Origin of the sequence: Microcoleus sp., from assembly GCF_041354475.1 — a bacterium.
GTDB lineage: Bacteria > Cyanobacteriota > Cyanobacteriia > Cyanobacteriales > Microcoleaceae > Microcoleus.
Genome location: NZ_JBGJZU010000026.1, coordinates 1 through 21,184 on the forward strand (window position 1 = coordinate 1; position 21,184 = coordinate 21,184).

Annotated in this window: 15 protein-coding genes; all 15 read left to right on the forward strand. The window is 40.8% G+C overall.

The genetic code is table 11. The annotated features are described in order from the left end of the window. Window positions 1-1,365, forward strand: a 1,365-nt coding sequence (locus tag ACBR23_RS12125) for a tetratricopeptide repeat protein (RefSeq protein ID WP_371125650.1), incomplete at its 5' end; no start/stop codon positions are given. A 143-nt stretch (window positions 1,366-1,508) separates the two neighbouring features. After that, window positions 1,509-6,704 (forward strand): TIGR04372 family glycosyltransferase, encoded by a 5,196-nt coding sequence (locus tag ACBR23_RS12130; RefSeq protein ID WP_371119267.1) that lies wholly within the window; start codon window positions 1,509-1,511, stop codon window positions 6,702-6,704. 16 nt (window positions 6,705-6,720) lie between these two features. After that, window positions 6,721-8,748, forward strand: coding sequence for an SDR family oxidoreductase (locus ACBR23_RS12135; RefSeq protein WP_371119266.1), 2,028 nt, complete (start codon window positions 6,721-6,723; stop codon window positions 8,746-8,748). Window positions 8,749-8,770: 22 nt separating this feature from the next. Further along, complete coding sequence (locus tag ACBR23_RS12140) at window positions 8,771-9,169, forward strand: VOC family protein (RefSeq protein WP_371119265.1); 399 nt, start codon at window positions 8,771-8,773, stop codon at window positions 9,167-9,169. 98 nt (window positions 9,170-9,267) lie between these two features. After that, window positions 9,268-10,383 carry an FAD-dependent oxidoreductase gene (locus tag ACBR23_RS12145; RefSeq protein ID WP_371119264.1) on the forward strand — a complete coding sequence of 372 codons (1,116 nt, stop codon included), beginning with the start codon at window positions 9,268-9,270 and terminating at the stop codon, window positions 10,381-10,383. Window positions 10,384-10,558: 175 nt separating this feature from the next. After that, the gene (locus ACBR23_RS12150; protein WP_371119263.1) at window positions 10,559-11,683 is read left to right on the forward strand and encodes a hypothetical protein; all 1,125 of its coding nucleotides are present in this window, start codon (window positions 10,559-10,561) and stop codon (window positions 11,681-11,683) included. A 197-nt stretch (window positions 11,684-11,880) separates the two neighbouring features. Further along, entirely contained in the window at window positions 11,881-12,963 is a 1,083-nt protein-coding gene (locus ACBR23_RS12155) for a radical SAM/SPASM domain-containing protein (protein WP_371119262.1), read from the forward strand. A 6-nt stretch (window positions 12,964-12,969) separates the two neighbouring features. Further along, window positions 12,970-13,965 (forward strand): FkbM family methyltransferase, encoded by a 996-nt coding sequence (locus tag ACBR23_RS12160; RefSeq protein ID WP_371119261.1) that lies wholly within the window; start codon window positions 12,970-12,972, stop codon window positions 13,963-13,965. A gap of 62 nt (window positions 13,966-14,027) precedes the next feature. Next, a complete protein-coding gene (locus ACBR23_RS12165; protein ID WP_371119260.1) occupies window positions 14,028-15,023 on the forward strand; it encodes an SDR family oxidoreductase in 996 nt (331 codons plus the stop codon). A gap of 4 nt (window positions 15,024-15,027) precedes the next feature. Beyond that, on the forward strand, window positions 15,028-15,537 hold the full coding sequence (locus tag ACBR23_RS12170; protein WP_371119259.1) for an NUDIX domain-containing protein: 510 nt from the start codon (window positions 15,028-15,030) through the stop codon (window positions 15,535-15,537). Between the two features lie 567 nt (window positions 15,538-16,104). Then, window positions 16,105-16,764 carry an SIS domain-containing protein gene (locus tag ACBR23_RS12175; RefSeq protein ID WP_371119258.1) on the forward strand — a complete coding sequence of 220 codons (660 nt, stop codon included), beginning with the start codon at window positions 16,105-16,107 and terminating at the stop codon, window positions 16,762-16,764. Further along, window positions 16,724-18,877, forward strand: coding sequence for a TIGR04372 family glycosyltransferase (locus ACBR23_RS12180; protein WP_371119257.1), 2,154 nt, complete (start codon window positions 16,724-16,726; stop codon window positions 18,875-18,877). Before ACBR23_RS12175 ends, ACBR23_RS12180 begins: the two co-directional genes overlap by 41 nt. A gap of 69 nt (window positions 18,878-18,946) precedes the next feature. Then, the gene (locus tag ACBR23_RS12185) at window positions 18,947-19,375 is read left to right on the forward strand and encodes a DUF5678 domain-containing protein (RefSeq protein WP_371119256.1); all 429 of its coding nucleotides are present in this window, start codon (window positions 18,947-18,949) and stop codon (window positions 19,373-19,375) included. 30 nt (window positions 19,376-19,405) lie between these two features. Continuing rightward, complete coding sequence (rfbF, locus tag ACBR23_RS12190) at window positions 19,406-20,182, forward strand: glucose-1-phosphate cytidylyltransferase (RefSeq protein WP_371115409.1); 777 nt, start codon at window positions 19,406-19,408, stop codon at window positions 20,180-20,182. Next, entirely contained in the window at window positions 20,179-21,177 is a 999-nt protein-coding gene (locus tag ACBR23_RS12195; protein WP_371119255.1) for a GDP-mannose 4,6-dehydratase, read from the forward strand. Before rfbF ends, ACBR23_RS12195 begins: the two co-directional genes overlap by 4 nt. The last annotated feature ends 7 nt before the right edge of the window (window positions 21,178-21,184 follow it).

Sequence of the window (21,184 nt, forward strand, 5' to 3'; positions counted from 1 at the left end):
GGATTCGTACAAGCCTACGAAATGCTGCTGAAACTGCAACCGGATAACAGTGACATCTGGGCAAAATTCGGCAATAGTTTGGTGACACTCAAGCGAGAAGCCGAAGCAATTACTGCTTACCAACGGGCGATAGAAATCAATCCGGGATTCGTACAAGCCTACGAAATGCTGCTGAAACTGCAACCGGATAACTGGGACATTTTGTTTAGATTAAGTAATGTCCATGCTAAACAAAACACTTGGAAAAAGGCAATAGAAATATACGAAAAACTGATCTCGATTAAGCCTAATTTAGCAGAAACACACTACGAATTAGCTAAGGCGATAGCACGGAGCCGAAAAATTAACCACTCAATTAATAGTTCCGATACAGATATTACAATTAAACCTGATTTGGTAAAGGAACTTCGCCATCTGGCAGAGCAAATGTCTAAAGATAGTGAATCAAAGCAATTAATTGAATACGATAAACGACTTATAGAAACCTATCCTTACTCTTCAGAGTTCTTTTGGGAAATGGGACGTTTACTTTTAATGGAGAGTAAGCGGGAAAAGGCAATGCTTAACTTTTATAAGTCAAATCAAATCAAATTTTACCAAATGCTTGCCAAGGGAGAGTTAGGGGCAATTTTTGTATGTTCCTTACCTAAAAGTGCAACGATATATATTAGCGATGGGTTGTTGAAAGGATTGAATTTACCGGGTTTGTCATTAAACAGGAACATTGGTGGCATCAATGATTATTATTTGAATTTATCATACCCGGAAAAATTCTACAATTCCATCAATAGGTCTGTAACGTCAGGTGTGTGGGTAGACCATACAAATCCTTCTGAGTGGAATGTGTTTGCAATTAGCCTAACGTTAGACAGATTAGTCGTTAATGTTCGAGATCCTCGTCAAACAATTCTATCTTGGATAGCTCACATGAATAAAGCTAGAACTGAGGGGAATCAAATAGAGTTATTTAGAAACTTCAAATATCCCGAAGGCTATTATTTGATGACATTAAATGAAAAGATAGACTGGGAAATTAACAGCGGATTTTTGCCTTATGCTATCAAGTGGATACAAGGATGGTTAGATGCCGAAAAAAATCCATTATTCCACCCCAAAATTTTATTTACCAAGTTTGATGATTTGGCAACTAATCCCCAGGTTTTTTGGGAATCTATTTTAGACTTTTATGAAATAGAAAAATCACGATTTACTTTTCCCGAACCTCCGAAATTCAAGGAAGGAACTCATTATCGCAAAGGGAGTATTAATGAATGGCGAGAAGTGTTTACTCCTGAACAAGCGGATCAAGCTTCAAGTATGATTCCAAAGGAATTTATCGAAAAGTTTGGATGGTCGGAACGATAACAAATGTTGATATAGCAATCCTAAATCATTTGTGAGTTTCTTACTCCCTCCCCTTGGTAAGGGGAGGGTTGGGGTGGGGTAAAAATTTTACGACTCACTTAGGATTGCTATAGTGTGGTTCTTTAATTATAGGAGGAAAGGAAATGAATGTTAATTATTTACAACTAGCAAACGCTCTCATCAAGGAAAATAAATTAGAAGAGGCTATCGTAGTCTATGCACAAGCTATTGAACAAAATTCCCGATTTTATTGGTCTTACCATAATTTGGGAGAAATATTAGCAAAGCTGGGTCGATTGGATGAAGCTGTTAATGCTTACCAACAAGCAATTGAGTTAAATCCTAGTTCTGCTTGGTCCCACCATAACATAGGAGATATTTGGATAGAACTTGGTCATTGGGACAAAGCTATCGTGGAGTATGACCGAGCCATTAATTCCAACCCAAATTTTTATGGCTTTTACAATAAATTAGGCGATACATTTTATCAGCTTGCACTTGAGGTTAACTCAAAATCTTTGCCTGAATGTGAGCAATTATGTGAAAAATTATTAGAAGTTCTACGACAAATCAGGGATAGCGAAAACTATATCAGTGCTTTAGAATACCTTAGAAATGAAGATTTTTTGGAAACAACCTCTCAATTAAATGATGAGGATTTCTTAGAAAAATCTTATATGAATTACCTAAAACGTGAGCCAGATGATAGTGGGAAAAATCATTACCTTCAACATCTTATGAACGGGATGACTCGACAAGAAATTGTAGCGGGTTTTCACCAATCTCCTGAATTTATTGCAAAGTTAATTTTATCTACTGCTTCTGTATGTCTACAGAAAGCGATAGTCACCTACGATCATGCGATTAATTTAAAACCAAATATTCACAACAGTAATGAGAACTTAGCCAAAGCCATGAATGATTTAGGCTTGGTTCTGGAAAAACAAGGGAAATTCGACGAAGCTATTGAAATTTACCAAAAGATATTATCCCTGCCCCCTATAGAAGAAACCTATTACAACAATAGTTTGGTGACACTCAAGCAAGAAGCAGAAATAGCTTCTGCTTACCGGGCAATCAAACTGAATCCTAAGTTAGTACAAGCCTACGAAATGCTGCTGCAACTCCTACCGGATAACTGGTACATTTGGGCAAAATTTGGCAATATTTTGGTAACCCTCAAGCAAGAAGCCGAAGCGATTTCGGCTTACCAACGGGCAATAGAACTCAATCCTGGGTTTGTACAAGCCTACGAAATGCTATTGCAACTGCAACCGGATAACTGGGATATTTGGGCAATATTTGGCAATAGTTTGGTGACACTCAACCGAGAAGGAGAAGCTATTTCGGCTTACCAACGGGCGATAGAACTCAATCCTGGATTCGTACAAGCCTACGAAATGCTGCTGCAACTGCAACCGGATAACTGGGATATTTGGGCAAAATTTGGCAATAGTTTGGTGACACTCAACCAAGAAGGAGAAGCTTTTTTCGCTTACCAACGGGCGATAGAACTCAATCCTGGGTTCGTACAAGCCAAGGAAATGCTGCTGCAACTGCAACCGGATAACTGGTACATTGTGGGAAAGTCATTAGCAGCTAGCGGTCGATGGAATCAGGCAATTGATAGTTACCAACAAGCACTCCTAATTAACCCTAATCTTGAAGAAGATATAATTTCTAGCCTAGCTGAAGCTTACTTACAATTAGGAATATCATTTGATGAAATCAATCGTCAAGATGAAGCAATTTATTATTGGGAAAAGGTGGTTGAGCTAAAGCCTGACTGGATATGGGGATATCTTTTGATTGGAATTAGATTTTTGTTATGTGGGAAGCGTGAAATCTGGATTGACATACTTCAAATAGCATCCAATATTCAATATAGTTTGGCACAAGTTTATCGACTAGATAAATTGGGATTTAGGTTTCTCGACCCCATCTGGTACGGAGCTATTGGCCATCTAGGTATGTTAGATGGGTATGTAAAGATGAAAATTCTGGGCTGGTTGCCGCAGAATCGCACTCTTGCATTGGTAGATCCTTGTAATACTGCAAATCCTTGTATGGTGAGCTATTGGGGAGAATATATAGAAATAATCTCCGATCCTGTTGCCATCGAAAACTTTTCCCCATTAGTAAGCTACTTGACAGATACTTTATATTCGGTAAAACTCGCTGATGGAATAACAACTATTTACAATGAAATTGCCGCAGCCGTACAAAAACAATGGGAAATAGAAAAGCGTCCACCATTAATTTCCCTGTCAAGTATAGACTATGACCGAGGTTGGAATTGTTTGCAATCTCTGGGAGTTCCTAAAGATGCTTGGTTTGTTTGTTTGCACGCTAGAGGTAACGGGTTTAATGGTGATTATCATCAAGGGAAGCAGTGTCAAGATTATCGAAATGTGGAAATTGAGACATATTATTTAGCGATCCAGACAATAGTAGAGAGTGGTGGATGGGTAATCCGTATGGGGGATTCAACAATGCAGTCTCTACCAGCTATGAACCAGGTAATTGACTATGCCCACAGTCAAGTGAAAAGCGATTGGATGGATGTATTTCTTTGTGCTCAATGTCGTTTTTTCATAGGTACAAGTTCAGGACTATGTATGGTTCCTGAAGTCTTTGGAGTGCCATGCGTTTTGACTAACTGGGCTCCCTTGGGAACAAACAGTAAACCTTGGTACGGTCAAGATATTTTTATCCCTAAATTATATTGGTCTGAAAATAAACACCGTTATCTTGACTTTAATGAAGCTATGTCTCCCCCCGTAGGTCATGCCTTTAGTACCCAGGCTCTTTCCGAGTTAGGTGTTAGGGCTGTAGATAATAGTCCCGAAGAAATTAATGCTGTGGTTATGGAAATGTTGCAAAGGCTTAATGGCCAAGTTGAGTACACAGCTTTGGATCGCGAGTTACAAGAGCGGTATCACTCTGTAGCAAAAGCTAATCATATAGATAATAATGATCATACTTCAATTGGAAGAGAATTTTTGCACAAGTACGCTTGGCTACTACCAGAATCTGGGAAGGTGCAAAAGCGGAAAAAGTTGACAAGCGACATCGATTCCTATTCAGAAAAAGAAAATACTCTCACTTGGAAATTTCTCTTACCTAGTTCAGATTGGGAAAAAACTATTAGCGCTGAAAAATACTTGCGCGTAGGTAAGGCATTATTAAAACAGGACCAAATTTTTGAGGCAGTTGATAACCTTAAAAATGCTGTTAATCTGAGCAGCAAAAATTTTGAAGACAGCTATATAAGCAATAGTTCGGAAGAATACTGGAATTTTGGCAACTTACTCCTAGACAATAATTATCCCGAAGAAGCTATTAAGTATTATCAAAAAGCACTTTCTCTGAACCCAGGCTGGAAAGATGGACTGGCATACCTTTATGATATTTCTATAAAGTTAGATAAGGTTGAAATTGCGATTGATACTTATCAAAAAACAATTATTATCAAACCAGGCTGTCCAGAATCACATTATTATTTAGGTCTATCTCTCAAATATCTGTATGAAAAAAGTGTAACTCCTTTGTCGGTGGACAATGCAATGGCTTATTATCAACAAGCCATTGCCCCACAAATGGGTGGCGTAGAAAAAAATTATAACTCGGTCAAGGACGCGGATAATCTTCTGGAAAAAGCAATTGAAAATTTCCAAAACGCAATCACCTTGAGTCCAGACTGGTCTGAAGCACACTATCATTTGGGCAATGCTTTTTATTTGAAAAAACAGCTAAAAGCAGCAATTGAATGCTATGAAAGAGTGATTACCCTTCAGCCTAACGAGACAGTATACTTTCAACTTGGCAGAACTTTAATGTCAGATAAGCAGCCTGAAAATGCAATTCAAAATTTCCAAAAAGTTTTGGAGTTTGATCCTCACCGTTCAGACGCACATTGGCATATAGGGATGGTATTACATGAGCAGGATAAATTACAGGAAGCAGTAACTTACTACCGAAAAGCTCTGGCTATTCCCAATCAGCCATCTGAACACTACTATTATCTATTTCTTGGCAATGTACTTAGTGAAATTGAGCAGTATGATGAAGCCTTTGTGTGTTGGCAAAAGGTAATAGAACTGAAACCAGAATGGATTGAGATATATGCTTCGATAGCAATTCGATATTGGTTTTTGGGTAAACTTGATGAGTGGTTTAGCGTTCTTGACAGAGGGTTAGAAGTAAAGCAGAGTTTAGCAAAAGCACATCAACTTGACAAGATGGGAATCCAATTTCTTACAGAGGAATGGGCTGAGGCTATTGGTCACATATCTCTATTAGATTACTATGTCAAACAGGCAATTTTGACATCCCAGCCTCTGGAACAGACTATTTTGTTGTCAGACCCAAATCGAATTGCTAATTCTTCCTTGCTGGGTTACTGGGGTTCATATATCAGAATAATTACATCTCCATCAGAAGTTCAGCGTCTACAGCCACTTGCAAGATTGTTGCAATATTCTGTGTTTATCGCCAATCTTCCCAACGGGGAGGTAATTCCTTTCTATCAGGCAGCAGCCAGGGTGCAAAAACAGTGGGAATCTGAAAAGCGTCCTCCACTATTAACGTTATCAAATTCTGATTTAGAACGTGGTTGGTCTGTTCTTCATAATTTAGGACTGTCCAAAGACTCATGGTTTGTTTGTTTCCACATTCGTGAAGCAAGTTTTTATGATGAGCGACAAGGGTTAGCTTCCATTCGTAATGTGGATATTGCTGAATATTCGTTAGCCATTAATTCTATTGTAGCTAGTGGTGGATGGGTGATCCGTATAGGCAGCAGTAAAATGATGCCAATGTCACCGATGAAACAAGTAATTGACTATGCTCATAGTGAAGAAAAAAGCGATTGGATGGATGTGTTTCTTCTGTCGCAATGCCGCTTTTTTCTAGGTTCAAACTCTGGGCCTTGTTTAGTCCCCCCTACTTTTGGTGTCCCATGTGTCCTAACTAACTGGGTGCCGTTGATCACTCGACCTTGGCCTAGCCAAGATATTTTTATTCCCAAGCTATACTGGTCTGAAAGCCAACAAAGATATCTAACTTTTGCTGAAGTATTGTCTCCTCCTTTGAGTTCTATGTGGCATACTAAACTTTTATCTGAGTTGGACATTAAAGTTGTGGACAATACCGCAGAACAAATTAATGATGTTGTGCGTGAAATGTTAGATTATTTGGATGGGAACCTAAAGTACACAGAAGAGGATCAGAGGTTGCAACAGCGCTATGATATGCTTGCTGAGAAGCATAGTAGTTGTTATGGATTGGCCCGGCTAGGACGTGCCTTTTTATCTAGGTATAAAAATTTGTTGCAGTAGGAGGTTATTAATTAGTATGAAAAAAAAGCATAGTCTTGTTGTCGGTGGTACTAGAGGTATAGGACGTATCTTGGTAAAAAAGTTAGCTCAAGAATGTCAAACTGTATCGGTTATTGGCAGACGGGCTCCATCAGAAACAGATCTGCATAATATTGCCAATGTTTACTACTCTGTTGTGGATTTGTTGGATCAAGAACACCTGTATCAAATTTTGGCTGATATTATATCTCAAAACGGAAAACTAAGTAATGTAATTTTTTGTCAACGATATAAAGGAGAAAAAGATGATTGGACAAAACAGATAGAAGTTAGCTTGACAGCGACCAAAAATGTAATTGATAGCTTGAAAAATCTATTTATTGATGAGGGTGAAAAATCTATTGTTATTGTCAGTTCTGCTGCTGGTCATTTCATTGCAGAAGAACAACCTTTAAGCTATCATGTTGCGAAAGCAGGTATCAACCAAATGGTTCGTTTTTATGCTGTTGCTTTAGGCGATCGAGGAATAAGAGTGAATTGCGTTTCATCAGGCGCAGTTATTAAAGAAGAATCCAAGGAGTTTTATCATCAGAATGAAGAACTTCATAGTCTTTATAAAAAGATAACTCCTTTGGGACGGATGGCAACTTCCGAAGATATTGCTAATGTTGTAGAATTTCTGTGTAGTTCAAAGGCATCATTTATCACGGGTCAAAATATTGTTGTTGATGGTGGTATATCTTTACAATGGCATGAGTCATTGGCCCGTCAATTGACACCATTAAATAATTTAAGTGTTTCGACTAAAAGAAAGGAGCAAAAAATGAGTAAGTCAATATTCCGTCGAGATACCTGTCGTTTGTGTGGGAGCCACGAACTACAACTCGTGTTACCATTTGTGCCGACACCAGTTGGGGATGACTACATCGCAAGCGATCGTCTGAATGAAATTCAGGATGTTTATCCAATAGATTTGTTTTTATGCCATAATTGCGGTCTAGTACAGTTGCTGGATGTTATAGATCCAGAAGTGTTGTACAAAAATTTTATTTATACAACTTCAGTTTCTTTAGGTTTAGTTGAACATTTCCAGAAATATGCCGAGGATGTAATACAATGGGTTTGTCCTCCATCTGAAGGATTTGTAGTAGATGTTGGGAGTAATGACGGTACTGTACTAAGGTGTTTCCAAAAAAAAGGTTTACGAGTTTTGGGAATAGAACCAGCCGTTGAAATTGCCAGAAAAGCAACTGAATCAGGAGTGGAAACTTTGCCTGTTTTCTTTAACTCTGCTGTAGGAATTCAAATTAGGGAAGAGCGAGGAGTCGCGAACATAATCACTTCTAATAATACCTTCGCAAACATTGATAATTTAAAAGATATGTTTGCCGGAGTTCGGGAATTACTAGCACCTGATGGGGTTTTTGTGTTTGAAACTGGCTACATAGTTGATTTGCTACAAAAAGGTATTTTTGACTATATTTATCATGAGCATTTGAGTTATTTTTCAGTCAAGCCACTGGAATCGTTCTTTCGAGAAAATGGTATGGAATTGATAAATATAGATCGAGTGTCTCCTAAAGGTGGTTCTTTGAGGGGCTTTGTGCAACTTGCCGGAGGTTTGCGCCCTGTTTCACCCTCTGTGAAAAAACTAATCGAATTGGAGACAAGTCTTGGCGTAGATCGTGCTGAACCTTTTATCGCTCTTGGTGCTAGAATATCTGAAATTAAGCAACAACTAATTGCCCTTCTGAAAAATCTTAAGGCACAAGGAAAGACGATAGCTGGTTATGGTGCATCCGTAGGTGTTACCACGTTCTTATATCTCTTTGAACTTGGCGATTTACTAACCTTTATCGTCGATGATAATCCAGCCAAACATAACCTGTTTACTCCTGGAGATCATATTCCGGTACTTCCATCTTCGGCCATCTACGATCGCAAACCTGATTATGTGTTTATATTAGCTTGGAGATACTCAGAGCCAATTATGAACAGACATCAAGAATATATAGAAGGAGGTGGACATTTTATCTTGCCTTGGCCAGAAATACAAATTAAGTAGTTGACAAAATCTATTAAGCACAATGATTAAAAGACTTTCTCATGCTTGTCTAGGTGCAACTGACCTACAAAAAACTATAGATTTTTACTGTAATTTGCTTGGCTGTCAGGTAATTTATGAGTTTAAAAATCCATATGGTGAATTGTATGGTATATTTATGTTGGTCAAAAATGGAACATTTCTTGAATTTTTTAAAGAACAAGAACCTAAACCTTCTGGTGGTTTATTTAGGCATCTATGTTTTGAGGTAGAAGACATCAATAAATGGGCCGATTTAATTACAGAAAAAGGCTATAATGCCAATGTGTACAGATCAGACCGTGATGGTGCTTGGCAATTTTGGATAGAAGATCCCGATGGCAATAAGATTGAATTTCATCAATATGATGCCCAATCGGTTCAATATATCTATTCAAAATAAAGATATTTGCTTTTTGGCTCAGATTGTGAATTAATGATAATTCAATGTTTTTTAGCAAAGAGTAACTGGTAACAATATGCAAAACAAAAGGAGTAATTATGATTAAGGTACTTGTGATTGGCGGGGGATTTGCAGGCTGCTGTGCTACTCATCTTTTGTCAGATATGGGGTATAGCGTAACCTTGGTTGAAAAAGGTTCATTATTAGGGGGTGGCTGTAGGACTTTTTTCTATGGTGGTCATCCATACACTTATGGACCAAGGCACTTTTTAACCAAGGATGAAAAGTTATTTGACTTTCTAAATAAGTATGTTCCTATGAGGCGCATACCAGATCATGAGTTTTTGACTTACATTGAACGCGATCCTGGATTTTACAATTTTCCCATTCATCGAGATGATATTGACTTAATGCCAGATAGGGATCAAATTCTTTCTGAGTTAAATCAGTTAGATGAGGATAAAGTACAATCTGCTAAAAATTTAGAAGAATTCTGGCTTTTGTCTGTTGGTTCAACTCTTTACAGTAAGTTTGTTGAGTCCTATTCCAAAAAAATGTGGAAAATTGAATCGAATACAGAATTGACTGAATTTTCTTTTACAACCAAAGGGGTTGCTTTAAAGACAGGTGCAACTAAGGCCGCTTGGACAGAGGCAATTTCAGCTTTTCCTGTCAAAATCAATGGTTACGACGATTACTTTGACATTTCTACCGAAAAAGCTGAAGTTCATTTAAACACAACAATAGAAGCTTATGACATAGAAAACTATTCAGTGAAAATTAATGGTGAATGGTTTAAGTATGATATAATTATCAACACAATTTCACCAGATATTGTGTTAAACAATGTTTTTGGTGAACTCCGTTGGATCGGCAGGGAATTTTTTAAGATTGTTCTGCCAGTCCCAGAAGTTTTACCGCCCAAGATTTACTTTCTCTACTACGCGAATGATGAACCATTCACACGGATTGTGGAATATAAGAAGTTCTACAACTATGAAGCATCTTCTACATTGATAGGACTAGAAATTCCTTCATTAAAAAACAAATTGTACCCTTATCCTACGACTAAAGATAGAGAACTAGCCAAAAAATATTTGGATATTCTACCAGATAGGGTATTTTCAATTGGCAGAGCTGGCAGCTACCGATATCTTGATATTGCTCCCATTATTCAACAATGTATGGAGTTAGTAAGCCAACTAAAAGAATAATTGTCTAATTTTGTTCGTTTTGTCCAATTCTATTATTTATAGGGTTTAGACATAAGTTGGGAACAAAATTTAAGCAAAAATTGTCTGCTACGATTGTTTGGGTGAAAACCAAACATGACATGAGCGTTTTCAATGTCGCCTACGTTACACTTACTTTATTTTGGAGAAATGAGTTATGGCTAGTTTGAGTGTTTCTGAATATGACAATAAAGAGCAAGATGCCCTAGCAGAATTGCCGAACAGAATCATAGAAGCTTTTCAACCTGTGTTATGGAACAAAGAAATAGGCTACCCAACAAGAGTCAGTCGGGAATCTGCCTTGTTTAAATACATCGACGTATTGCATGAATTACGATTTGAGAATGATTACGTAAACTTGCTAGGTGGATTAACTCAACATGAATTTGAGTTACTAAAAAAGCTAACATCTTTAGTCTTAGATTTTAGTGAATCTCAATTTCAGCGTAAGGCAATAACCCGAACAAGCTTGCTTCGGATGATTAATGTTTTACGTCACGTTAAGTATTTATTTGGTGATGAGCGTCCAAGAGTATTTGAAATAGGTCCTGGTTCTGGCTACCTAGGTGCAATGTTACTTTTAGAGGGTTATCCTTATGCTGCCACTGATGTAACTCAAGCTTTTTACTTGTACCAAAATCATTTGTGGAACTTTATTTCTAAAGGAAATGTTTTTGAATGTGCAAAAGAAAAAATAACTCCTGACTTACTTGGTGCTATCCCACATGGCAGTGCAGTACACATTCCCTGGTGGGAATTCGTCCAGTTAAAACCAGAATCTGTTCCAGAATTCGATATTGTAACTTGTAACCATGCTCTATGTGAGATGCATCTTGACAGTTTAAGGTTTACTTTAAGAATTGCTCGTTCTTTCTTAGAGAGTCAAAATTCTCTCAAAGCTTTTGTATTTGAGGGATGGGGCTACAAACAGAATACTAAAATTAGCGTAGGTTCTGTAGCCTTGGCTACAGATATGTTTTATCGTTTTGGGTTTTCTTTGGTCTATAATGATTCCCGGTTGACTATTTTTGCCCCATCAGGCACAAAGAATGCAATTGGTAGCTGTCCCTGGGAAGACTTGAGCAACTCTTATGTTCCTAATTACTTTGCTGCTTTAGATAATCCCTTATCTCAAGCAGTTGTTAAGGGAAGACAAGAAACTCAATCTCTTGAAAAAGTAGACATTAAAGATGTTAACACTTTCTATACTGAGTTACTAGGCAGTGAAGATCATTTAAGCCCAGATGAGCATTTCTGCAAATTAGTCAGTAGAAGATACTAAAATAATCGAGAAAAAAGGAGGCGGAAAACATTTATCCATACTTTACTTTCTTTTCTGATTGGGGATAAGCTGTTAAGCATTAAAACTGGGTATGAGCAAAACGCCGAACCCTTACACCTAAATCTTGACAGCGAATCTGTAATTGTGAGCAAAAATGATAGCGACTGTTAAATTCTTTACATTAATGGAGTAAAAAAATGGATAGATTAAGCACGTTACCTCGACCATTTCGCGATATTGAACTTCACCAATCAAACCTAGAATCAGGATTCAATCATTTTCCAAAAAGGAAAGAAAATTATCTCAGATACCAAGCATCTCAAAAAGGTCAGTTGGTTGATTATATGCCTGTAATGCTTGATATAGAGAATGTTAGTCGTTGTAACTATCATTGTACTATGTGTCAAGTAAGTGATTGGAATGGTTACAAGAGAGCTGATGATATGTCCTTTGAGGATTATCAAGCACTGATTGATAGCCAGTATGGATTGATTGAAATCAAGCTACAGGGTATGGGGGAACCTTTTTTGGGAAAGTGCTACTTTGAAATGATAGAATATGCCAGGGAAAGGTATATATGGGTGCGATCAATAACAAATGGCTCGCTTTTACATATCAATGATAATTACAAGCGAGTAATTGATTCAGATGTGTCTGAACTGCACGTTTCAATAGACGGAGCCACATCTGAAACCTATGAGAAGATCAGGCGGGGAGGTCACTTTGAGAGAGTAGAAAAAAATTGCCGACTGCTCAATGAGTACGCTCGGCAAATGAATCGCCTGCGAACACGAATGTGGGTAGTTGTTCAAGAAGCTAATTTTGGTGAGTTAGAAATGTTTCCTGCTCTTGCTTCGGAATGGGGATTCGACCGCCTAACCTTTTCACTAGACTTGAATGACTGGGGACAAGATAAATGGCGAGAAGTTAACGATAAAGTTGATAAGCATAAAGAATTTGACTTTTCTCAAGCTGAACGACTGCTTGCACTGGGTAACAAACATAATATCAATGTTACCTTCTGGTTCCTAGATGAAAAATATGACTCTACTGATGCAAAAAATATCTGTCCCTGGCCATTTTATCGTGCCTATGTTTCTTCGGATATGCGAATTGTACCCTGTTGTATACTAGCAAATCCAGAAGTTTACGAACTTGGCGATGCACGTCAATTAACAAAGGAATGGAATAGCGAAAAAATGCAAGCCTTTAGACGAGAACACCTAGAGGGAAATATCCCCAAAATATGTCAATCCTGCTACAAAAATTCTGGTAAGTAGAACTTTATGAAACCTAGTGAAAGTACAACTGTTGTAATTGATGTCGGTGGACGTTATGGAATGCACCCCTCTTGGTCTGGATTTGCTGCTGATTTACTTTACCTATCATTTGAGCCTGACCCCCAGGAAGCAGAACGTCTAAGGCTTAATAACACTAAACCAGGTTTTGAAGTCGTTGATTTAGCATTAGACAAACAAGCCGGAGAACGTGATTTTTATATCACAAAACATAGAGGTTACTGCTCTTTTTATCCCCCTAATCCTGATTCAGAATGGTTTAAAATTTACCGACCAGGAGAAGGGGAAATCGAATCAGTTATTCAGGTAAAAACTTGTGCTTTAGATGATTTTGCCGAAAGTCGTAAACTTGATATTGATTTTCTAAAAATTGATACAGAAGGTTCTGAACTAGAAATATTAGAAGGAGCAGAAAACCAAGTATCATCTAATGTTTTAGGTATTAGAGTAGAACTTCACTTTGAGGATATTTACAAAGGTATGCCTCTGTTTCCAGAGATTTTTAATCATCTAAGAGCAAGAGATTACTTTTTCCTAAACCTTGACTACTTTGGACGGGGAGTACCACGCCCTACTTTATTTCGTAATCCCAATCCCTTAGTTCCTGATACCGATCGTTACGGAACCTTGATTGGCATGGATGGTGTTTTTTTAAGAAAATATGATTGGGTTTGTCAGCGCTACCAAGGAGAAAGTTTAGAATTGGCCACACTCAAATATGCCTATTTTTGCTTCTTAAATAGTGCAGCAGATGTAGCCATTGATACCTTAATGAGTTTTGTCAAAAACCATACCTTTAGTCCCACCACTAAACAATCTAAAATCTACATTTCCTTGAGAAAAATTTGTACAGAATATTTAGGGCGCTATCGAGTTAACCCAGAGGATATTCAATGGCAAATGGCTCGAACTATTCTCAAAGCAATTTTTGACCTAGAACTAGAAGCAGGTAACAAGTATTGGGAATTAATCCAAAGTTTGTAACCGATGAGTTTATTATCAAATTCAAGGAAGTCAAATGATATCAATATTTGAGGATAAACTGATTGACTACCTCTAAACACTGCTTAGTAACCGGTGCCGCCGGCTTCATAGGCAGCCACTTGTGCGATCGCCTGCTTTCCCTCGGCCACACCGTCACAGGTCTCGATAGCCTGATAGTAGGCCGCCTCGCTAACCTAGAACAAGCAAAAACGCATAAAAAATTTACCTTTATCGAGCAAGACGCAGCCACCATCACCCCCGCTACCCTCGAAGGAATTGACTGGGTATTCCACCTAGCAGGGCTGGCAGACTTAGTACCGTCGATCGAAAATCCCAGCCAATACTACCACTCGAACGTTCAAGGCACTTTTAGCCTGCTAGATGCTTGCCGCCACGCTCAAATCCAACGCTTCGTCTACACCGCATCCTCCACCTGCTACGGCATCCCAGACCAATATCCCACACCTGAAACCTATCCCTGTGCTCCCGAACACCCCTACGGCTTGACAAAGTATTTAGGCGAGCAAATGGTCATGCACTGGGCAAAAGTTTACAAACTCCCCGCCCTCTCCCTGCGGCTCTTTAACGTGTACGGGCCCCGATCGCGCACTACAGGGGCCTACGGTGCCGTATTCGGTGTCTTCTTAGCTCAAAAATTAGCAGGAAAACCCTTCACCCTTGTCGGAGACGGCACCCAAACCAGAGACTTCACCTTCGTCAGCGATGTTGTAGAAGCCTTTGTCACCGCAGCAGCATCGGATGTAACGGGTGAAATTATCAACATTGGCTCCGGCAATCCTCAAAGTGTCCTAACATTAGTGGAACTATTGGGCGGCCCTATCGTCCACATCCCCAAACGTCCCGGAGAACCAGACTGCACTTGGGGAGACATCACCAAAGCTAAAACTCTCCTAGGATGGGAACCAAAAGTTCCTTTCCCCGAAGGGGTAGCCCAGATGTTGGCAAACATCAACCTGTGGCGAGAAGCACCAGTCTGGACACCTGATTCAATTCAGGAAGCCACAAAAGCATGGTTTGACTATTTGGGAAAAACCTAAACTTATGGTTCAAAACACCGCCGCTCGAGTTAATCTGCAAGTTGCAAAAGCATTCATTTATCAAGGCGATCGCCTGTTACTGCAACTGCGAGACAACATACCTGAGATTATAGCCCCGAATCATTGGGGACTGTTCGGCGGTACTGTTGATGAAGGAGAAACTCCAGCCCAAGCGATGAAACGAGAAATCGAAGAAGAACTTTGCTGGATACCGCCCGAACCTAAATACCTGCTAACTTGGGAAGCACCCGATCGACCTTGCATCACCTATATTTTTGGTATTCCCTTGACAGTACAGACTAGCCAATTAACCTTAACGGAGGGGCAAGCCTTCCAACTATTTACCTTTGAGGAATTGACTAAAGTGCTGTTAGTGCCTAAAATCCCTCGGATGCTGCCACAAGTTGTCGAGGCGATCGCCTCTGATGAACTAACCGCAGCTTGGCAGGAGTTCAGCACTAAAAATTTAACATCGGGCATGATATCAAATCCGTTAGTATCGGAATTAATATAACCCACAGTCAGGACACGGCAGTAGCCTTCTTCGTGTCAACTTAACTTCAAACTCAGTCAGAGATTGTTGTTTAACTATCAAACTTCGATCCCCCCTAGCCCCCCTTAAGAAGGGGGGGACAGGAGTCTACTCAAAGTCCCCCTTCCCCCCCTTGGGGGCAGGGCGGTTTCATTCTCAGACAAATCATGGTTTTGTAGGGGTAGTGGATGGTGCGTGCCTACCCTCTTCGTCCACGATTTTGTATGTGTTTGGTGAGATTGGGGCGGGCACTCTTGGCACCGCCCCTACAAAGAATGAAACAGCCCTGCCCTAGCCCCCCTTAAGAAGGAGGGGACAGGAGTCTACTCAAAGTCCCCCTTCTTAAGGGGGATTTAGGGGGATCTAGACTAGGGTAAAAACGAGATTTCTTAAGGGTTTTACTCTTAAGTTGACACCAATGGGATCTTGGAGTGTCCCTACAATTAATCAGGGTAGGGAAACGGCAATGCCGTGTCCTCCGTTATTATCACTGACGGTGCAACCGGAATTGATATGACTCATGAACTAATACCAAAGCTGAAAAAATAAATGCAAACCTTTCCCTCACAACTCCCCTTTGCCACCGATTACTTCCGCCAACTTGCAAATTTAAGCGAAAGTTTTGAAGCGACTGACAAAAAATCTCAGCCTCTTTCCTTTGCCGAAGCAATTAGTCAAGCCGCAGCTTTGGTATCTCAACAAAGCCAACAGCAAAAAAAAGTAATTTTTATTGGCAACGGCGGAAGTGCAGCCGTAGCCAGTCACCAGGCGATAGATTACTGGCGAAATGGAGGCTTTCCGGCGATCGCCTTCAATGACGGTGCTCTCCTGACTTGCATCAGCAACGACTTCGGCTACGAACAAGTTTTTAGCAAACCGATCGCCACCTTTGCCCAAACGGGAGATATCGTATTTGCGATTAGCAGTTCGGGACAGTCTGCCAACATCCTAGCAGGTGCTCGTCAAGCAGCTCAAATGGGCTGTCACGTCATCACCCTATCAGCTTTTAAGCCAGATAATCCCCTGCGTCAATTAGGAGACATTAACTTTTTTGTCCCGACAATGGCCTATGGATTTGCAGAAATTACCCATTTGTGCATCTGTCATTGTATTCTAGATGGGTTGATGAAAGGTTCGTTATCAGCAACAGAAATTGATAGTTCGGTAAATGATGACAGCAAGCTATTTTCAAGCAGCCAACAAACTTAGGCAGGAAGGCAAATTAGAGGAGGCGATCGCGTCTTTCCGCCAAGCGATCGATCACAACCCCAACTTTTATTTGTCTCACCACAACTTAGGGGAAACATTAGCTAAACTCGATCGGTGGGATGAAGCCGTTACTTCCTACGATCGCGCTATTCAACTCAACCCTAATTCGGTTTGGTCTTATTACAATTTAGGGGAAGCCTTGGCAAAACTCTGTCGGTGGGAAGATGCGATCGCATCCTACCATCGTGCCATTGAGCTTTCCCCTGATTTTTATAGATTTTACATTAATTTAGGGGAAGTCCTCTGCAAACAGGGCCGTAGCGAAGAAGCAGCAGCCTTGTACTGTCAAGCTGCGGAATCCTTGGCCCAACACCAGCGGTGGGATGAAGCCGACAATTGTTACAGTCAGGCTATTAAGCTCAATCCATCAGTTAAGGATGACTACCGCAATTTAGCAGAAACCCTGACCAAACAGCGGCAGCTTGAAGTTGCGATCGCTAAAACAAGTAAATCCATTGAAAACGCTCCCGATAGTGCAGAAAGCTACTTTGAATTAGGCAAGCTATTAACACAGCAAAACAGGCGAATAGAGGCAATTGAAAGCTATAAAAAAGCTACCGCCCTCAACTTTGAGTTAGAAGAAGCACATATTAACCTTGTCAACTTATTGATAGAGCAAGCCGAAATAGATGAGGCTAAGCAAAAGCAAAATAAACCCTCTTTAGAGCAAGAGGCACTTTTTAACCTCGGAAACTTACTGATACAGCAAGGTAAATTAGAAGAAGCAATTGAGATTTACCAAAGAGCGATCGCCCTCAAACCCGATTGGACAGCAGCTTACCTCAAGCTAGTAGAAGCTCACATGATTAGGAGCTGGAATTTTTACGATGTCGGTAAATTACACGAATCAATCAGCTCTACTGAACGTGCGATCGACAGATATAACTCCCAGCTTGAAAAGCATCCCCTCGGCAATTTGGGTATCCGCTTCATAACGCCGGAATATTTCACAAGCTGGCCCTGGTTAGGCGCGATCGGACACCTAGCTATCAATATAGATATTTATATAAAAATGGGTATTCTTGGCTGGCGACCTCAATACCACACAATTCTTTTAGCGCCGCCCGAACAAGTCATCAACCCCTGTTTGCTCAACTACTGGCGACGCTATCTCCACATTATCACCGACCCCTCCCTGATTGAGCGTCTGCTGCCATTAGCAAAGACTATGCGCTGCTTGGAATACACCCTTTACCACATCAAACTTGCCAGCGGAGAGATGGTAGATATAGGCTACGCCTTCTCAACAGTTCAAAAACAGTGGCAAACACAGAGCAAACCGCCGCTGCTCGTCCGATCGCCCTCTGATTATGAGCGGGGATGGAACTGTTTGCAAGACCTCGGAGTGCCTAAAAATGCCTGGTTTGTGTGTCTCCACGTTCGAGAAGATGGCTTTCGAGCAGAAGGATTGATTACACACCGCAGTGCTGATATTAATACTTACTCCGCCGCGATCGAGTCGATCGTAGCGCGCGGCGGCTGGGTCATCCGCATGGGCGACCCTACCATGAAACCGCTACCACCGATGAAACAGGCGATCGACTACGCCCGCACTGACGCAAAAAGCGATTGGATGGATGTTTTTCTGTGTACTTCCTGTCGCTTCTTCCTGGGAAGTGCTTCAGGTCTCGCCTGTGTTCCCTTGGTATTTGGCGTTCCCAGCGCTATTACCAACACTTGGCCACTCTCGGGGCGTCCTGCGTCGAATCAGGATTTATTCATCCCCAAACTTGCTTGGTCTGAAGTTGAAAATCGCTATCTCACCTTTGAAGAAGCACTGGCGCCTCGCTTCTTTTTCAACCTCAACAGCAAACTCCTTTATTCGTGGGGCATTAAAGTGGTGGATAATACGCCAGAGGAGATTAATGACTTGGTGCTGGAAATGCTCGATCGACTAGAAGGAAAATTTCAGTACACAGAAGAAGACGAAATTTTACAGCAGGAGTTCAACTCTCTGCCAACACCTTATGGGCCGAGTGCTTTCAATAGCCGGATGGGACGCTCTTTCTTGCAAAAGTATTATAATTTGGGACTGAGGCAAACAGGCACTTGAGGCCCGATACATCGGGAGTCTGTTGATACCCGTGCTGTGGGAACATCCTGAGAGGGGCTGCGGTCTGGTATGTTCGTGGGTGGTGATGGCTTGAGTTCCTTGGGGGCGATGGCAAAACTTACTCCAAATTGTGGTAGGCTTTTGGGAAATCATTCTGGAAGTGCGTTGTCCAGGGATAACTGGGAGTTGCAGCCATTCGGTTGGGTGGTGTTTCGATCGCAAATGAGTTTGAGACGAATATTATGGGCTGAAAATATGGCAGCAGAATATCCAACAGCTAAGGAGTGGTATAAGGCTAATCGCCGTGGGTTGAAAAAATATCTAGGTGAATGGATCGCTTATAATGATCAAGGGGTGATTAGTCACGATCACGATTATCGAAAGATGAAGGATGGCATAGCTCCAAGTTTTCCCAATTTAAGTTATGTGATCGATCGCATACATGAAAGCGAGTTTAGTGAGTCTGTTCGCTTCCCAGGATTTCGCTGTTATAAATAGAGAGTTGATGATGTTTAAAGCTGTGAAACAATGCAAGTAGTTATATTAGCCGGTGGTTTGGGGACACGTCTCCGAGAAGAAACAGAATTTCGTCCTAAGCCCCTAGTTGATGTGGGCGGGCGTCCGATTCTATGGCACATTATGAAGACCTATGCCCACTACGGCTTCCTAGACTTTATTGTGTGTTTGGGCTACAAAGGCAACATGATTAAGGAGTATTTCCTGAATTATGAAGCGATGAATAATGATTTTACTATTTGTCTTGGTCGCCAAAATCAGATTACTTATCACGAGGAACACCGCGAGCAAGATTTTCAGGTGACACTCGCGGAAACAGGACCAGATAGCATGACTGGGGGGCGGGTGAAACGGGTGGAGAAATACATTACTGAGGATACCTTTATGGTGACATACGGTGATGGAGTTACTGATATCGATATTGGGGCGCTGGTGGGTTTTCACAAGGCTCATGGTAAGCTGGCAACTGTTAGTACAGTGCGTCCGATGTCTCGATACGGTATTTTAGATGTGGACAACCAAGGCAAAGTTCTGGAATTCACCGAAAAACCTCAAATAGATGGCTGGGCTAGTGCGGGATTTTTGGTACTTCACCGTAGCATATTTGAGGCTTTGAGCGGGGATGATTGTTTTTTAGAACGAGAGCCACTAGAGCAGTTAGCGGCCCAAGGACAATTGATGGCATACCGCCACGAAGGTTTCTTTTTTGCGATGGATACCTACCGTGAATATAAGTATTTGAATGAACTGTGGGATAATGGACAAGCTCCTTGGAGGGTGTGGGAATGAGTGAATTTTGGCGCGATCGATCGGTATTGGTGACAGGTTGCACAGGTCTTTTGGGTAACTGGTTAGTGGCTGAGTTGCTGGAAAGAGGAGCCTTGGTAACGGGATTAGTCCGTGACTTGATACCCCAATCTCGACTTTATGCTGGAGAGTGGTATCGGCAAATTAATATCGTTCGCGGTTGTGTCGAAGATTTGCCAACGGTAGAACGATCGATTAATGAGTATGAAGTAGATACGGTGTTTCACTTAGCAGCTCAGACAATTGTGGGAGTTGCAAATAGAGAGCCACTGGCAACTTTTGAAACTAATATTAAAGGCACTTGGAATATTCTCGAAGCCTGTCGCCGCGTTGGAGGTGTGAGTCGAATTGTCATAGCATCGAGCGATAAAGCCTATGGAGACCAGCTTGTGTTGCCTTATAGCGAAACTACTTCGTTGCAAGGAGAACATCCTTATGATGTTTCTAAAAGCTGTGCAGATTTAATCAGTCGCGCTTATTACGTCAGTTATGGTTTGCCTGTGTGCATTACTCGCTGCGGCAACTTTTACGGGGGCGGAGACTTGAATTTTAATCGAATTGTTCCGTCTACAATTCGATCGGCATTACGCGATAAGCCAGTAGTCATCCGCAGTGATGGCACTTTTATCCGGGACTATTTTTATGCGAAGGATGGGGTTTTAGCTTATCTCCATTTGGCTGAGCAAATGGACAGGAAAGAAATTTTGGGAGAGGCATTTAATTTCAGCAACGAGCTGCAAATTTCTGTGCGGGCCATGGTAGATCATGTTTTGAAATTGATGGGTAAGAGTCATTTAGAGCCAGTCATATTGGATCGGGCTAAGAATGAAATTAAACATCAGTATCTTTCGGCAGATAAGGCGAGAAAAATGCTCGGTTGGGAATCTAAATATCCTCTAGAAGAAGGGTTGAAAGAAACAATTGAGTGGTATGAGCAATTTTTGATGGATGAAAATCCCTGTCTCATCAGCCTGTGATTAAAGG

Excerpts from the sequence above, each read along its gene's own strand:
- ACBR23_RS12130 (WP_371119267.1), top strand. The coding sequence starts at position 1,509 with ATGAATGTTAATTATTTACAACTAGCAAACGCTCTCATCAAGGAAAAT.
- ACBR23_RS12135 (WP_371119266.1), top strand. The coding sequence starts at position 6,721 with ATGAAAAAAAAGCATAGTCTTGTTGTCGGTGGTACTAGAGGTATAGGA.
- ACBR23_RS12140 (WP_371119265.1), top strand. The coding sequence starts at position 8,771 with ATGATTAAAAGACTTTCTCATGCTTGTCTAGGTGCAACTGACCTACAA.
- ACBR23_RS12145 (WP_371119264.1), top strand. The coding sequence starts at position 9,268 with ATGATTAAGGTACTTGTGATTGGCGGGGGATTTGCAGGCTGCTGTGCT.
- ACBR23_RS12150 (WP_371119263.1), top strand. The coding sequence starts at position 10,559 with ATGGCTAGTTTGAGTGTTTCTGAATATGACAATAAAGAGCAAGATGCC.
- ACBR23_RS12155 (WP_371119262.1), top strand. The coding sequence starts at position 11,881 with ATGGATAGATTAAGCACGTTACCTCGACCATTTCGCGATATTGAACTT.
- ACBR23_RS12160 (WP_371119261.1), top strand. The coding sequence starts at position 12,970 with ATGAAACCTAGTGAAAGTACAACTGTTGTAATTGATGTCGGTGGACGT.
- ACBR23_RS12170 (WP_371119259.1), top strand. The coding sequence starts at position 15,028 with ATGGTTCAAAACACCGCCGCTCGAGTTAATCTGCAAGTTGCAAAAGCA.
- ACBR23_RS12175 (WP_371119258.1), top strand. The coding sequence starts at position 16,105 with ATGCAAACCTTTCCCTCACAACTCCCCTTTGCCACCGATTACTTCCGC.
- ACBR23_RS12180 (WP_371119257.1), top strand. The coding sequence starts at position 16,724 with ATGATGACAGCAAGCTATTTTCAAGCAGCCAACAAACTTAGGCAGGAA.
- ACBR23_RS12185 (WP_371119256.1), top strand. The coding sequence starts at position 18,947 with ATGTTCGTGGGTGGTGATGGCTTGAGTTCCTTGGGGGCGATGGCAAAA.
- rfbF (WP_371115409.1), top strand. The coding sequence starts at position 19,406 with ATGCAAGTAGTTATATTAGCCGGTGGTTTGGGGACACGTCTCCGAGAA.
- ACBR23_RS12195 (WP_371119255.1), top strand. The coding sequence starts at position 20,179 with ATGAGTGAATTTTGGCGCGATCGATCGGTATTGGTGACAGGTTGCACA.